This is a genomic window from Serratia rhizosphaerae (assembly GCF_009817885.1).
Taxonomy (GTDB): Bacteria; Pseudomonadota; Gammaproteobacteria; order Enterobacterales; family Enterobacteriaceae; genus Serratia_B; species Serratia_B rhizosphaerae.
Genome location: NZ_CP041764.1, coordinates 971,541 through 986,329 on the forward strand (window position 1 = coordinate 971,541; position 14,789 = coordinate 986,329).

The 14,789-nt window shown below is 56.8% G+C and carries 17 protein-coding genes; 10 read left to right on the plus strand and 7 right to left on the minus strand.

What is annotated here, in order from left to right; all coding sequences use genetic code 11:
* Window position 1 precedes the first annotated feature (1 nt).
* Window positions 2-178, plus strand: a complete 177-nt coding sequence (gene rsmS / locus FO014_RS04610; RefSeq protein WP_105230053.1) for a pleiotropic regulatory protein RsmS — start codon at window positions 2-4, stop codon at window positions 176-178.
* Between the two features lie 14 nt (window positions 179-192).
* Here rsmS and FO014_RS04615 read toward each other — a convergent pair whose 3' ends face one another.
* Both FO014_RS04615 and acrR read right to left on the minus strand, forming a co-directional pair.
* Complete coding sequence (locus tag FO014_RS04615) at window positions 193-546, minus strand: DsrE/DsrF/TusD sulfur relay family protein (RefSeq protein ID WP_160028045.1); 354 nt, start codon at window positions 544-546, stop codon at window positions 193-195.
* A 38-nt stretch (window positions 547-584) separates the two neighbouring features.
* Window positions 585-1,247, minus strand: coding sequence for a multidrug efflux transporter transcriptional repressor AcrR (gene acrR, locus FO014_RS04620; protein WP_105230051.1), 663 nt, complete (start codon window positions 1,245-1,247; stop codon window positions 585-587).
* A gap of 142 nt (window positions 1,248-1,389) precedes the next feature.
* On the opposite strand from acrR, the gene sdeX reads away from it, so the two are divergent.
* From sdeX to ykgO, 4 genes are all read left to right on the plus strand, one after another.
* Window positions 1,390-2,574, plus strand: coding sequence for a multidrug efflux RND transporter periplasmic adaptor subunit SdeX (gene sdeX / locus FO014_RS04625; protein WP_160028047.1), 1,185 nt, complete (start codon window positions 1,390-1,392; stop codon window positions 2,572-2,574).
* Between the two features lie 17 nt (window positions 2,575-2,591).
* Window positions 2,592-5,738 (plus strand): multidrug efflux RND transporter permease subunit SdeY, encoded by a 3,147-nt coding sequence (gene sdeY / locus FO014_RS04630; RefSeq protein ID WP_160028049.1) that lies wholly within the window; start codon window positions 2,592-2,594, stop codon window positions 5,736-5,738.
* Between the two features lie 148 nt (window positions 5,739-5,886).
* The gene (locus tag FO014_RS04635) at window positions 5,887-6,141 is read left to right on the plus strand and encodes a type B 50S ribosomal protein L31 (protein WP_015671227.1); all 255 of its coding nucleotides are present in this window, start codon (window positions 5,887-5,889) and stop codon (window positions 6,139-6,141) included.
* Window positions 6,142-6,150: 9 nt separating this feature from the next.
* A complete protein-coding gene (gene ykgO / locus FO014_RS04640) occupies window positions 6,151-6,291 on the plus strand; it encodes a type B 50S ribosomal protein L36 (protein ID WP_004940304.1) in 141 nt (46 codons plus the stop codon).
* Window positions 6,292-6,388: 97 nt separating this feature from the next.
* Here the strand turns inward: ykgO and FO014_RS04645 are convergent, their stop codons facing one another.
* Genes FO014_RS04645 through FO014_RS23750 form a run of 4 tightly spaced genes read right to left on the minus strand, consistent with a single transcriptional unit; the run spans window position 6,389 to window position 8,990 of the window.
* Entirely contained in the window at window positions 6,389-7,264 is an 876-nt protein-coding gene (locus FO014_RS04645; protein WP_160028051.1) for a metal ABC transporter substrate-binding protein, read from the minus strand.
* A gap of 15 nt (window positions 7,265-7,279) precedes the next feature.
* Window positions 7,280-8,146, minus strand: a complete 867-nt coding sequence (locus FO014_RS04650; protein WP_160028053.1) for a metal ABC transporter permease — start codon at window positions 8,144-8,146, stop codon at window positions 7,280-7,282.
* Window positions 8,143-8,847: a metal ABC transporter ATP-binding protein gene (locus FO014_RS04655; protein WP_160031352.1), complete on the minus strand. Its 705-nt coding sequence runs from the start codon at window positions 8,845-8,847 to the stop codon at window positions 8,143-8,145. The genes FO014_RS04650 and FO014_RS04655 overlap by 4 nt, the downstream gene beginning before the upstream one ends.
* A complete protein-coding gene (locus FO014_RS23750) occupies window positions 8,844-8,990 on the minus strand; it encodes a hypothetical protein (RefSeq protein ID WP_201282916.1) in 147 nt (48 codons plus the stop codon). Before FO014_RS23750 ends, FO014_RS04655 begins: the two co-directional genes overlap by 4 nt.
* Before the next feature lie 168 nt (window positions 8,991-9,158).
* Here FO014_RS23750 and FO014_RS04660 point away from each other — a divergent pair, with 168 nt between their 5' ends.
* From FO014_RS04660 to FO014_RS04670, 3 genes are all read left to right on the plus strand, one after another.
* The gene (locus FO014_RS04660; RefSeq protein ID WP_160028055.1) at window positions 9,159-9,512 is read left to right on the plus strand and encodes a hypothetical protein; all 354 of its coding nucleotides are present in this window, start codon (window positions 9,159-9,161) and stop codon (window positions 9,510-9,512) included.
* A 250-nt stretch (window positions 9,513-9,762) separates the two neighbouring features.
* Entirely contained in the window at window positions 9,763-10,131 is a 369-nt protein-coding gene (tomB, locus tag FO014_RS04665) for an Hha toxicity modulator TomB (protein ID WP_105230044.1), read from the plus strand.
* A 59-nt stretch (window positions 10,132-10,190) separates the two neighbouring features.
* Window positions 10,191-10,394 carry an HHA domain-containing protein gene (locus FO014_RS04670; protein ID WP_015671220.1) on the plus strand — a complete coding sequence of 68 codons (204 nt, stop codon included), beginning with the start codon at window positions 10,191-10,193 and terminating at the stop codon, window positions 10,392-10,394.
* Between the two features lie 74 nt (window positions 10,395-10,468).
* Here the strand turns inward: FO014_RS04670 and FO014_RS04675 are convergent, their stop codons facing one another.
* A complete protein-coding gene (locus FO014_RS04675) occupies window positions 10,469-11,401 on the minus strand; it encodes a LysR family transcriptional regulator (RefSeq protein WP_160028057.1) in 933 nt (310 codons plus the stop codon).
* Window positions 11,402-11,539: 138 nt separating this feature from the next.
* Between FO014_RS04675 and FO014_RS04680 the strand changes: the two genes are divergently transcribed.
* Both FO014_RS04680 and FO014_RS04685 read left to right on the plus strand, forming a co-directional pair.
* A complete protein-coding gene (locus tag FO014_RS04680; protein ID WP_160028059.1) occupies window positions 11,540-13,327 on the plus strand; it encodes an adenine deaminase in 1,788 nt (595 codons plus the stop codon).
* 69 nt (window positions 13,328-13,396) lie between these two features.
* Window positions 13,397-14,740, plus strand: coding sequence for an NCS2 family permease (locus FO014_RS04685; protein ID WP_160028061.1), 1,344 nt, complete (start codon window positions 13,397-13,399; stop codon window positions 14,738-14,740).
* The last annotated feature ends 49 nt before the right edge of the window (window positions 14,741-14,789 follow it).

The window sequence follows — 14,789 nt, forward strand, 5'->3', positions numbered from 1 at the left end:
TATGTCCCTAGAAAATGCTTCACCGGAATTACAGCTGGCGGTAGACCTGATTTACCTGCTGGAGTGTAACGAGATCGATCCAGCCACCGCGCTGGCGGCGCTGGATATTGTCAAACGGGACTATCAGGAAAAACTGCAGCGCACCGGCGTCACCTCGCCTTATCTGCCGGAAAGCTGAGGCGACGACGACGCTTAAAACGTCAGCACCTTCTCTGCCGCCAGCGTCCACTGCGCCAGTTCCACCAGTGTGCCAATCTCCACGCCGTCGGTCAGCGTCAAGCGGCTGACGCCGCGCGCATCGGCGCAGGTCTTGCACAGTTTGATCGGCACCTGCTGCGCCGTCAGAATTTCCAGCATCTGCTGCAAATGATAGCCCTCATGCGGCTGCTGCCCGGCAATGCCGGCCACCACCGCATCGGACATCAGAAAAATCTTCAGCTCCAGCGCGCCCTGCTGCTCTTTCAGCGCGATCGCCAGGCGTAACGCGTTAAACAGGGATTCCTGGCCATAGGCCGCGCCGCTGGCGACTAACACGATAGATGACATAACTGCCCCTTTTCTGTATTGCTGCGATAAGTATCCGCTCAGGAAGTCAGCGCCGCACAATCGGACGGTTTGACGCGCAACGTCGGACAATACTGCACCATTTCGATAAACGCATCGACTAACGCCGCCGCCTCGCCCTTCAGATCGAAGGTTTCCGGCATAAATAGCCAGTTTTCCATCAAACCGGTGACGTAAGCGCGTAAAATAACCGCCGCGCGCCGGGTGTGCAGATCGGCCGGCAGCTGACCGCAACGCATGCTGCTGCGCAGCACGCTTTCAATATGATCGTAACTTTCGAGGTATAAAACTTTGTGAATGTCATGCAGCTGCATCATTTCGCCGACAAACTCACATTTATGAAAGAGGATCTCCATCAGAGCGCGGCGGCGCACGTCGTCCACCGTCGCCGTCAGGACATAAATGAGGATTTCACGTAAAATCCTCAGTGGATTATCAGGAAACTTTGCCTGATACTCTATTTCAAGGTCGCCTATTTTCGACTCTGATAATTCCCAAACTTCGTTAAACAGGTCTACCTTATTCTTGAAATGCCAGTAAATCGCACCGCGCGTCACCCCGGCTGCCGTTGCAATATCTGTGAGCGACGTGGCGGAAACGCCGCGCTCGGAAAATTCTCGCACCGCAGCGTCGAGAATCTGTTGTCGGGTTTCTTGCGCCTGCTGTTTGGTTTTTCGTGCCATGGCATTGTTTTTTCGGGGGAGCGTGATTTACATACATTTGCGAATGTATGTACCATAGCACGCACATAAAATTAACGCAGCAATGGGTTTGCGCGCTTGTGATCCATTGATCATTTTGAAATCGGACACTTGAGGTCTTTCTATGAACAAAAACAGAGGGTTAACGCCTCTGGCGGCAGTTCTGATGCTTTCCGGCAGCTTAGCGCTTACAGGATGTGATAATAAAGAAGCCCAACAGCAAGGCGCTCAACAGGCACCCGAAGTGGGCGTGGTTACCTTGAAGGCACAGCCTCTCAATATGACAACCGACCTGCCTGGCCGCACCGCTGCATATCGCATCGCCGAAGTTCGCCCTCAGGTCGGCGGCATCATCCTGAAGCGTAACTTTGTCGAAGGCAGCGATATCAAGGCCGGCGAATCTTTGTATCAAATCGATCCTGCCACCTACCAGGCCAGCTACAACAGTGCCAAAGGTGATCTGGCCAAAGCACAGGCCGCGGCGGAAATCGCACGTTTAACCGTCAACCGTTACAAACCATTGCTGGGTACCAACTACATCAGTAAGCAAGATTACGATACCGCTACCTCCACCCTGCAGCAAAACAACGCCGCAGTGCTGGCCGCCAAGGCCGCGGTGGAAACCGCCCGCATCAATCTGGCTTACACCAAGGTGACCTCGCCAATTTCCGGCCGCATCGGCAAGTCCTCCGTGACCGAAGGCGCGCTGGTAACGACCGGACAGAGCACCGCGCTGGCCACCGTACAGCAGCTGGATCCGATGTATGTCGACGTCACGCAGTCAAGCAACGATTTCCTGCGTCTGAAACAGGAGCTGGCCAACGGCACCCTGAAACAGGAAAACGGCAAGGCAAAAGTCAAGCTGCTGCTGGAAAACGGTCAAGAATACGCACAGGAAGGTTCCCTGGAGTTCTCCGACGTCACCGTCGATGAAACCACCGGTTCCATCACCATCCGCGCGGTATTCCCTAACCCGAACGACCAGCTGCTGCCCGGCATGTTCGTGCGCGCCCGTCTGGATGAAGGCGTACGCAGCAACGCGCTGTTGGTGCCACAGCAGGGCGTGACGCGCAACCCGCGCGGTCAGGCTACCGCTTTGGTGGTCGGTGCCGACAACAAGGTTGAAATGCGTACCCTGCAGGCTGACCAGGCCATCGGCGACAAATGGCTGGTTACCGACGGTCTGAAATCTGGCGACCGCGTGATCGTCACCGGTCTGATGACGACCAAGCCAGGCATGCAGGTAAAAGCACAAGAAGTTGACACTCAGGCGCAAAAACAGCCGCAGGCTGACGCGCAGAAGTCATAAAAAGGAGCCGGTAATACATGGCTAAGTTCTTTATAGATCGCCCCATTTTCGCCTGGGTAATCGCCATCATCGTGATGTTGGCAGGGGTGCTTGCGATAATGAAACTGCCTATTGCGCAGTATCCGACTATCGCACCGCCGGCGGTGACCATCTCCGCCACCTACCCTGGCGCGGATGCCACCACGGTGCAGGACACCGTTACGCAGATTATCGAACAGAATATGAACGGTATCGATAATCTGATGTACATGTCCTCCTCCAGTGACTCCTCCGGCAGCGTGCAAATCACGCTGACGTTTGATTCCGGCACCGATCCTGACATCGCGCAGGTACAGGTTCAGAACAAACTGTCGCTGGCAACCCCGCTGTTGCCGCAGGAAGTACAGCAACAAGGTCTGAAAGTAGAGAAATCCAGCAGTAGCTTCCTGATGGTGGCCGGCTTCGTTTCCGACGATCCGAATATGACGCAGGATGACATTGCCGACTACGTGGCCTCCAACATCAAAGACCCGATCAGCCGTTCTTCCGGCGTGGGTGAAGTGCAGCTGTTCGGCGCCCAGTACGCAATGCGCGTCTGGCTGGATCCGAACAAACTGAACAACTTCCAGCTGACGACCACCGATGTCACCAGCGCCATCACTGAGCAGAACAACCAGATCGCTGCCGGTCAGCTGGGCGGCATGCCGCCGGTAGAAGGCCAGCAGCTTAACGCCTCCATCATCGCGCAGACCCGTCTGAAAACACCGGAGGAGTTTGGCAAGATTCTGCTGAAGGTGAACAGCGACGGTTCACAGGTGCGCCTGCGGGACGTGGCGCGCATCGAACGTGGTGCTGAAAGCTACGCCGTGACCGCACGCTACAACGGCAAACCGGCCGCCGGCCTGGGTATCAAACTGGCAACCGGCGCCAATGCGCTGAACACCGCCGCGGCGGTCAAAGCCGAGCTGGGCAAACTGCAGCCGTTCTTCCCGCAGGGGATGAAAGTGGTCTATCCGTACGACACCACGCCGTTCGTTAAGATTTCCATTAACGAAGTGGTGAAAACGCTGTTTGAAGCGATCGTACTGGTGTTCCTGGTCATGTACCTGTTCCTGCAAAACTTCCGCGCTACGCTGATTCCAACCATCGCGGTGCCGGTCGTCTTGCTGGGTACGTTCGCCATCCTGGCGGCGTTCGGCTTCTCGATAAACACCCTGACGATGTTCGGTATGGTGCTGGCGATAGGCCTGTTGGTGGATGACGCCATCGTGGTGGTGGAAAACGTCGAGCGAGTGATGTCCGAGGAGGGACTACCGCCGAAAGAAGCCACCAAGAAGTCGATGGGGCAGATTCAGGGCGCTCTGGTCGGTATCGCCATGGTGCTGTCTGCGGTATTTATTCCGATGGCCTTCTTCGGCGGTTCTACCGGCGCCATCTACCGTCAGTTCTCGATCACCATCGTTTCCGCAATGGCCCTGTCGGTGCTGGTGGCGATGATCCTGACGCCAGCGCTGTGCGCCACCATGCTCAAACCGATCCCGAAAGGCGATCACGGGGTGAAGACCGGCTTCTTCGGCTGGTTCAACCGCATGTTCGAAAAGAGCACGCACCACTACACCGACAGTGTCGCCAACATTCTGCGCAGCACCGGTCGTTATCTGCTGATCTACCTGCTGATCGTCGTGGGTATGGCGTTCCTGTTCCTGCGTCTGCCGTCTTCATTCCTGCCAGAGGAAGACCAGGGCATTCTGCTGACCATGGTGCAGCTGCCTGCCGGCGCGACGGAAGCACGTACGTCGAAAGTGCTGGAAGAAGTGACCGACCACTTCCTGACCAAAGAAAAAGATAACGTGGTGTCAGTGTTTACCGTTGCCGGCTTCGGCTTTAACGGTAACGGCCAGAACAACGGCCTGTCGTTTGTCAGCCTGAAAGACTGGAACGAGCGTCCAGGCAGTGAGAACAAGGTCGAGGCAATTGCCGGCCGTGCGATGGCCGCCTTCTCCAAAATCAAAGACGGGATGGTGATTCCATTCAACCTGCCGGCGATTATCGAGCTGGGCACCGCGACCGGTTTCGACTTCGAACTGATTGACCAGGGCGGTCTGGGCCACGAAAAACTGACCGAAGCGCGTAACCAGCTGCTGGGCATGGCCGCACAGCACTCGGATATGCTGGTCGGTATGCGTCCTAACGGCCTGGAAGATACGCCGCAGTTCAAACTGACCGTCGACCAGGAGAAAGCCAAGGCGCTGGGCGTCAGCCTGACCACCATCAACAGTACGCTGACCACCGCGCTGGGCGGCTCATACGTCAACGACTTCATCGACCGCGGTCGTGTGAAGAAAGTGTACGTACAGTCTGATGCGCCATACCGTATGCTGCCGGAAGATATCAATAAATGGTATGTCCGCGGCGAATCCGGCCAGATGGTGCCGTTCTCCGCCTTCTCCAGCGCCAAGTGGGAATACGGTTCACCACGTCTGGAGCGTTATAATGGCCTGCCGTCCATGGAGATCCTCGGCCAGGCAGCGCCAGGCAAGAGTACCGGTGAAGCCATGAACCTGATGGAAGAGCTGGCGTCGAAACTGCCAAGCGGCGTGGGTTATGACTGGACCGGCATGTCCTATCAGGAACGTCTGTCCGGTAACCAGGCGCCGTCACTGTACGCGATCTCGATTCTGGTGGTGTTCCTGTGTCTGGCAGCGCTGTATGAGAGCTGGTCGATTCCGTTCTCGGTCATGTTGGTTCTGCCACTCGGGGTTATCGGCGCGCTGCTGGCCGCCACGATGCGCGGCATGAACAACGACGTTTACTTCCAGGTGGGCCTGCTGACAACCATTGGGCTATCGGCGAAGAACGCGATATTAATCGTCGAATTCGCCAAAGATCTGATGGAAAAAGAAGGTAAGGGTCTGATTGAGGCGACGCTGGATGCGGTACGTATGCGTCTGCGCCCAATCCTGATGACCTCACTGGCGTTTATCCTCGGGGTGCTGCCGCTGGTTATCAGCTCCGGCGCCGGCTCCGGCGCTCAGAACGCGGTAGGTACCGGCGTAATGGGCGGGATGATTACCGCCACCGTACTGGCTATCTTCTTTGTTCCGGTCTTCTTCGTGGTGGTACGCCGCCGCTTCACCAAGAAGTCTGAAGATATCGAGCACAGCCATCCGGTTGAGCATCGTTAATCGCACTCAGTTAACACCAAGGCCGCGCAAGCGGCCTTTTTTTCGCCTGACGTTTCCTTCCCTTTTCCTTCACCTACTTTGCACTTGATCGTAATCGGCAAGCGGCGCATAATATTGTTATGATATAACATATCAAATGGAGTCTATCATGAAACCCGACATTCATCCGCAATACCGCCCGGTGGTCTTCCACGATCTGAGCGCCAACAGCTACTTCAAAATAGGGTCGACCATCAAAACCGATCGCACCGTGGAGTTCGAGGGTGAAACGCTGCCCTACGTCACCATTGACGTCTCTTCTGCCTCTCACCCGTATTACACCGGCAAGCAGAAAGAGTTCTCAAAAGAAGGCAGCACCGCCCGTTTCCAACAGCGCTTCGGCCGTTTTATCGGCAGTAAATAAGGGATCAACATGCAGGTTTTAAGTTCGTTGCGTTCGGCGAAGAATCGCCACCCGGATTGCAAAGTTGTGCGCCGCCGTGGCCGCATCTATGTGATCTGTAAGTCCAATCCGCGTTTTAAAGCGGTACAGGGACGTAAGAAAAAACGTTAACTGAAGTGCCTCGTCTGTCGTCAAAGCCCCGCTGCCGTTTGCGGGGCTTTTTTATGCCGGCAGGCTCCGGCCTCGTTTCGCACCGGGCGCGGAAAGGTTATTTCATACCGGCAACCATCACACTGACATTGTGTTTAAACGCTTTCACATAGGAAGACGCCGGCCCCCGCGCATCGGATAACGCCTCAGGATACAGCTCGCCGCCGGCCTTGGCGCCGGTGGCCGCCGCAATTTGCTTCACCAGTCGGGGATCGGCCTGATTCTCAATGAAGTAGCTGTGTACGCCCTCATGTTTGATTTGTTCGATTAAGCCGGCAACCTTGCTGGCACTGGCTTCCGATTCGGTTGAAAAACCCACTGGTGCAAGGAAGGTCACGCCATATTCCTGGCCAAAATAGCCAAAGGCATCATGGCTGGTCAGTACCTTACGCCGCTGAGGCGCAACTGTCGCAAACTCACTCTTGGCCCAGTTGTCCAACTGTTGCAGTTGCTGTACGTAGGCTTTGCCACGCTGACGAAAATAGTCGGCGTCCTGCGGGTCGGCAACCACCAGCGCATTCATCACATTGGTGGCGTACCGTATGCCATTCTTCATGCTGTTCCAGGCGTGCGGGTCGGTAACCTGCTTCCCCTCTTCCTCCATGTGGCGCGTATCGATCCCCTCTGAGGCGATAACCATCGGCCCCTGGTAGCCCGATGCGCTAACCAGCCGGTCCAGCCAACCTTCCAGCCCCAGCCCGCTGACAAACACCACGTCGGCCTGCTTCAGAGCCTTGCTGTCCCGTGGCGACGGCTGAAACGCGTGCGGGTCGCCATTCGGCCCGACCAACGACACCACGTTAACGTGCTCGCCGCCTACCTGTTTTACGATATCCGCCAGAACGGAAAAACTGGCGACGGCCTCTACGGTTTTCGCCATTGCCACCGGACTGGCCAATAACGATGCCACCAAAACGATTGATAAAGGTTTCATATTTTCTCCTTGCCATTACGCCAAACGACGTCGCACTACGGGAAATATCCCGCCGTGCGCGCCAAACAATACTGAAATGAAAAAGACAACACTGGCGCTCAACACAATCGACGGCCCGGCCGGCAGCGACGCATAATAGGAGCCGATCAGCCCGACCAGACAGGCAAACATCGCCAGTCCCATAGAAACCAGCAGCGTTTGTGGCAAGTCACGTGCCCAAAAACGCGCACTGGCGGCAGGCAGCATCATCACCCCCACCGACATCAATGTGCCGAGGATCTGAAAGCCCGCCACCAGATTAAGTACCACCAACGCCAAAAATACGCCGTGGATCAGCGCCTGCCGGCGCGGCGTGCTGACGCGCAGAAAGGTTACGTCAAAGGCCTCAATCACCAGCGCGCGGTACAGCGCCGCCAACATCAGCAGCGACAGCGTGGCGATCGCCCCCACCATGACCATTGCCTGAGCGTCGATTGCCAAAATCGAGCCGAACAGCACGTGTAACAGATCCACGCTGGAGCCACGCAGCGAAACCAGGGTGACGCCCAACGCCAGCGAACCTAGATAAAACCCGGCAAAGCTGGCATCTTCCTTTAATGGCGTACGTCGGCTAACCACGCCGGACAGCATCGCCACCGCCAGCCCGGCGACAAACCCGCCGGCCCCCATCGCCACCAGCGACATACCGGAGATCAGATAGCCGATGGCCGCCCCCGGCAGCACCGCATGCGACAACGCATCACCCACCAGGCTCATACGCCGCAGCAGCAGTAATACCCCCAACGGCGCGCTGCTCAGTGACAACGCCAGGCAGGCGACCAACGCACGGCGCATAAAACCAAACGAAGTAAAGGGATCCGTCAGCAGGTGAAGCAGCATCATGGCGCGACCGCCTGCCGATATGTCGCCGTATTGCCCGCATAGCCTTGCGTCAGCACCTCGTCTGCGGCTCCCCATCGGCAGTGCTGCGTGCTCAGCAGCAACGCCTGTGGAAAATGGTCGGCCACCATCGCCATATCATGCAGTACGGCGATCAGCGTTTTCCCCTGCCGGTGTAATTGTTCAATCACCCGCAGCAGTAGCCCGGTCGTCGCAGTATCAATGCCGGTAAAAGGCTCATCGAGCAGAATCAGCGGCGTTTGCTGTACCAGCAGGCGGGCGAACAGCGCCCGCTGCAGCTGTCCGCCCGATAACGCGTTAAGCGGCCTGTGCGCCAACGGCGACATGCCGACCGTTTCCAACGCCTCAGTAATACATTGTCGCTGCGACCGCGTAACTGCACCGAAGATGCCGCTTCGTCGCCAGCAGCCCATCGCCACCAGATCGCCCACCGTAATGGGAAACAGGCGGTCGAGCTCAAGCTGCTGCGGCAAATAGGCAACCGCCGGCGGCGGATAGGTGCTGAATTGCAGCGAGCCGCCCTGCAGCGGCAGAAGTCCGGCGATGGTTTTCAGCAGCGTGGATTTGCCGGCACCGTTAACGCCAATCACCGCCGTCAGTGAGCCTGTAGCAAAATGTCCGCTTAACGGAGGGAACAGCGACGCGCCCCCATAGCCGACGGTGAGCTGATGCAGCGCGATCATGGCAGTGATACCGCCCAGGCGATGGCCAGCCACAAGAGCGCCAGCAGCAAGACTACCGCCAGGCAACGACGAGCGGCCGAGACGGTGAACACGCTGACATTCACCTCCGGTTTCAGATTACGTTCAGGAGAGCGCGGGGACATAATGTGTTACCTCATGCGATTGTTATAATATAACATCACACACATCAGGATAACTCAAGTCATCCTGATCCGGCCCCGCACCGTGGATAAAGAGCACACAAAGAGTGCCAACGCCGTATTAGAAATGGCGTAAAATAGAAAAAGATCGGAGTAAAACGGTAAAATTTTATGCATATCACCCTGGCGTGTCCCTTGGAAACGGCGTCGGCCTCGACAGACCAATTAAAAAGCGTCATTAATGAGAAACGTACAGACCTGGCTCCCTTACTCACCAGCGAGCTGCGCTATTATTCTGAAAATGCACGTTATGTGGACGGTTCATTAGAAATACTTGATATTCAAAATTTGTCTGGTCCAGACTATTCAATGAGTTATCGTTATCAGTGGCACATTTTTAATGCGTGTCTGGATATCAATACACAAGAAACCGTCAATGGCAGTGTGAGATTCACCCAATTTCCACAGGGATTAATTTTTGATATAATCGATAACACGCCTCCGTCACCTGCCGATGAATTGTAAGTTTACGTAATAATGACAGGCCGAACGCGGCGAAATGTTTTATATTAAAAATATCCGGAATAATTGCCACAGCCACGAGGAAATCATCCCGTCGCGGGGTTAAGCCGGAGTTTCATGTCAGGCAACGGCGTTACGCTTTCAAGTATAAATGGGTTATACGGAAAGTTTATAAACTGTATCCGTTAATGACATCAATCCATCTACTCACCCAGTGCGGTCACCAGAAATTAAGATTTGCGGAGGAGATGATATGGATGAGTACTCGCCGAAACGGCATGATATTGCTCAACTCAAATTCTTGTGTGAGAATCTGTACGATGAAGGCATTGCGACGTTGGGCGACAGCCACCACGGCTGGGTCAACGATCCGACATCGGCCGTCAATCTGCAGCTGAATGAGCTGATCGAACATATTGCTTCGTTTGTGATGAGTTATAAAATAAAATACATGGACGAAAGTGACTTTTCAGAATTAGTCGAAGAGTATCTCGACGATACCTACACGTTATTTAGTAACTACGGTATTAACGATTCCGATCTGCGCCGTTGGCAAAAAACCAAACTGCGATTATTCAGAATGTTCTCAGGAGAGGTTTGCTGTACGAAAATGAAAACTTAGGGGATAATTACCCCAAACTATTTAACACTTTAAATAAGATTAGTGACCATAAGGCTATCATGACAAAAACCGACTACCTGATGCGTTTACGTAAATGCACCACTATCGATACGCTTGAAAGAGTGATTGAAAAAAACAAATATGCGCTTTCTGATGATGAGCTCGAACTGTTTTACTCGGCAGCCGACCACCGTCTGGCGGAACTCACCATGAATAAACTGTACGACAAAATTCCAACATCTGTTTGGAAATATGTAAGATAATCAGTCGTTCAACTGCGTTGAGCCGATGCCGCTATCGGCTTCAATGATAAATCCCCTTTGGCTATTTTCTTATTTTAACCATCTCGGCTCTGACATTGAAAGTTCTGCAGGATTAATTGGAAGCACTCGTCAATTAACGGTGAGCGTATTCCCTGCCTGGCGCGCATCAGTGCGACGCTGCGGCTCAGCAGCGGTTGTTGTAAATGGACCAGCGCTAATTCATCATCATGCAAATGCCTAGTATACAACTGCGGCAAAATGGCTACCGCTAATTGCGAACGCACCAGCCCATATAAGGTCTCCAGAAAATCGACCTGATAACGGGGAGCGAAATTAAGCCGATGGGTTTCCGCCAGCGCCGTCACCAACCGGCTGACGTTCCCTTTGGAAAAGAGCGCAATATCCCGGCCGATTAACTGTCGCCAGGGCACATGATGAGATTCCGCCAGGGGATCGTCGCGGTGCGCCACCACGATAAACGGGTCTTCCAGCAACGGGTGAATTTCCAGCGTCGCCGGTACCGAACGGTCAAGTGCGCCGATGCCGAAGTCAATCTGCCCGTTGTCCAACTGCGTCAATAAAGAATCATTGGTCTGATCGTGATATTCCACGCGCAAACGGGGAAAATACTGCATCAATAATTGCGGCACCGCGGGAAACAAAAGGCTGCCCACCGACGGCACCAGGCCGATACGCAGCGTACCGTCGCCCCCGTCCAGCATAATTTTCTGCATATCATCAAACGACGCCTGCGCCACATTCAGCAATCGTTCGGCATGCGGCAAAATCGCCGCCCCCAGCTCGGTTAATGTCACCGCCGACGCGGCGCGATTGACCAGCCGTCCGCCCAGCACCGATTCTATCTGTCGTAACGCACTGCTCAGAGCCGGCTGGCTGATCGCCAGGCGGTGCGCGGTATCGGTAAAATGCCGCAGCCTGGCCAACGTGACAAAATACTGAATCTGTTTCAGGGAAAGCGCGGGAAGCCGGCGCCAAGGTTCAAACATCGCAACTGTCCGCCACATTACGGGGTAAACGTTTGCTACAGCATAAACGTTTCTTATCGCGCGATAAAATAAATCATCTGTGCAAACTCCGCGCGCGCCCCTAGAGTAACAACCCTGTCATTTTTCAGGGTAATTATCATGACCGCCTCCTCCGCCAGCCTCCACGAACGTCAACGCGCCATTGCCGCCGCGCTGGGGAAGACGCCGTTCGATCTGTTGCTGACCAACGCCCGCATCGTCGATATGGCTACCGGCGAAATTCGCCCGGCCGATGTCGGCATCGTCGGCGTGCTGATTGCCAGCGTACACCCCTGCGGCGCCTTCTCCGCCGCACACGATACGCATGATTTAAACGGCGCCTATCTCAGTCCGGGGTTGATCGATACCCATGTGCACGTTGAAAGCTCCCATTTACCGCCGGCGCGCTACGCGGAAATCGTTGTCGCACAAGGCACCACCACCATCTTCTGGGACCCGCATGAGCTGGCCAACGTACTCGGCGTCGCCGGCGTACGTTACGCCATTGACGCCAGCCGCGATCTGCCGCTGCGGGTCATTTGCGCCGCACCGTCCAGCGTGCCGTCAACCCCCGGGCTGGAGATGTCCGGGGCGGATTTTGCCGGGCAGGAAATGGAAACCATGCTGGACTGGCCAGAGGTGGCCGGCGTCGCCGAAGTGATGGATATGCACGGCGTGCTCAACGGCAGCGAACGGATGATGGAGATCTTAAGCGCCGGCCTCAACAGCGGCAAACTGATTGAAGGCCATGCCCGCGGCCTGAGCGGTGCTGAGCTGCAGGCGTACCTCGCTGCCGGCGTCACCTCCGACCATGAGCTGACCTCGGCTGATGACGCACTGGAAAAACTGCGCGCCGGCCTGACGCTGGAAATTCGCGGCTCTCACCCTTATCTGCTGCCGGATATCGTCGCAGCGCTGAAAACCCTGCCGCACCTGTCGTCCCAGATCACCGTCTGCACCGATGACGTTCCGCCGGATACGCTGCTGGAAAAAGGCGGCATTATCGCCCTGCTGAATATGCTGATCGAGCACGGCCTGCCGGCGACTGACGCCCTGAGGATGGCAACGCTTAACGCCGCCATCCGCCTGCAACGCAACGATCTGGGGCTGATCGCCGCCGGGCGACGCGCCGATCTGGTGGTATTTGACACTCTGGAACAACTTTGCGCCCGCCGGGTATACGTTTCCGGGCGCTGCAGCGCCCAGCACGGCAAAATGCTGACGCCGGTGGCCGACAATCCGCAGCTCAGCGTACCGCGCGATACCCTGCGCCTGGCGCCGCCGGCGGCACAGGCGTTTGTCCTGAAGGTGCCAAACATCAGACACGGGCAGGCCACGCTGCGCCATATCAAAGGCGCGCGCTTTACCCAGTGGGGTGAAACCACGGTGGAGGTGCGTGACGGCCAGGTACAGCTGCCGGCCGGCTTCAGCCTGATCTGGGTGCAGCACCGTCACGGTCGCCATCAGGCGATACCGCAGCTGGCGCTGCTGGAAGACTGGGGAGAGCTGCGCGGCGCCATCGCCACCAGCTACTCTCACGACTCGCATAACCTGGTGGTGCTGGGGCGCGATCCGCAGGATATGGCGGTTGCGGCCAACGCGCTGATCGCCAGCGGCGGCGGCATGGCGCTCAGCCAGAACGGCGAAATACTGGCGCAGGTCGCCATGCCCATCGCCGGTATGCTGTCGGATCTGCCGCCCGCCGAGCTGGCACAGCAGTTCAAAAACCTGCGCGACCTTAGCGCCAAAATCGCCGACTGGGAACCGCCCTACCGGGTCTTCAAGGCCATCGAGGGCACCTGTCTGGCCTGTAACGCCGGGCCGCACCTGACCGATCTTGGCCTGACCGACGGCACCACGCGTCAGATTGTCGATCCGCTGGTCGCCTGCTGGGAAACGCCGGCCTGAAGATAAACATAATAATGATGATGCCTACCCGGCCGTCGTGGTTCGGGTTACAAAACAGGAGAGCCTTAAATGGCCGATAATTCAGTGAATGCTCCAGCACCGGGGAGCTGGTTACAACGACGTTTTCAACTGCACGCCCGGCGCAGTACGGTTAAAAACGAGTGCCTGGCGGGCGTCACCGGTTTTCTGGCGGCCGCCTACCTGCTGGTGGTGATCCCCGGCCTGCTGGCGGTTGGCGGCATGGATAAAGGCGCGGCAACCACCGGTACGATTTTGGTCTTTGTCGCCGGTACGCTGCTGATGGCGTTTTACGGCAACCTGCCGTTTATCGTCGGGCCGGGCATCGGCGGTTCGGTCCTGGTCGGCGTGACGCTGGCCGGCAGTGAGGGCATCAGCTGGCAGATCGGGCTGGGGATCGCCTGCTGGTCAGGTATCCTGTTTTTTGCGCTGACCCTGTTCGGGCTGCGGGAAGTGGTGACCCGTTCCGTACCGCAGTCGATAAAGCTAGGTCTGACCGCGTCGATTGGCCTGTTCGTCGCCGTGCTGGGCTTTCGTAACGCCGGGCTGGTGCTGGCCAACGCCAAATCCAACGCCCTGATGCTGGGGGATTTCACCGCGCCGGGAGCGCTGGTGGCGCTGGCCGGGCTGTTTTTAGCCATCGCCCTGCAGGCAAGAAAAATTCCCGGCGCTATCCTGTGGGCGATACTGTTCGCCACGCTGATCGGCATTCCGTTCGGCGTCACCCAGTTGCCCGCCCGTTTTATCGCCGCGCCGCACGCGCTGACGCCGGTTTGGGCGCAGGTGGATATGCTGGGGGCGCTGAATATCGCCTTCCTGCCGTTCCTGTTCGTCTTTTTCGCCTCCGAGTTCTTCTCCACCATGGGCACCACGCTGGCGGTCGGCGGCGAAGCCGGTCTGCTGGACGAACACGGCAATATGCCGCAGATCAACCGCCCCTTTATGGTGGACTCCATCGCCGCCGCGCTGGGTCCCTGGGTCGGTATTCCGGCGGCAACGGCGCTGATCGAATCTTCCGCCGCCGCTGAAGCCGGCGGTAAGACCGGGCTGACCTCGCTCGCCGCCGCCGTCATGTTCCTGCTGATGCTGCTCTTTACCCCGGTAGCGTTGATGATCCCCAAAGAGGCGACCGCCCCGGCGCTGATTTTGATCGGGTTGAATATGTTCAGCGGGCTGCGCAAGGTCGATTTAGCCAACTTTACCGACGGCCTGCCGGTGCTGATGATGGTGATGATCACGCTGATCGCCAACAGCTTCGGCACCGGAATCGCCGGCGGGCTGCTGTTTTATATCATTATCAAGGCGATCGCCGGGAAATGGCGCGAGGTGCCGGCAGGCCTGTATCTGCTGGCAATCCCGCTGGTCTACTACTTCGCTACGCTGGTCAGGCATTAATCTCAGCGGCATCGGCGCAGGCCGATGCCGTGGTTTATGGCGATAAAAG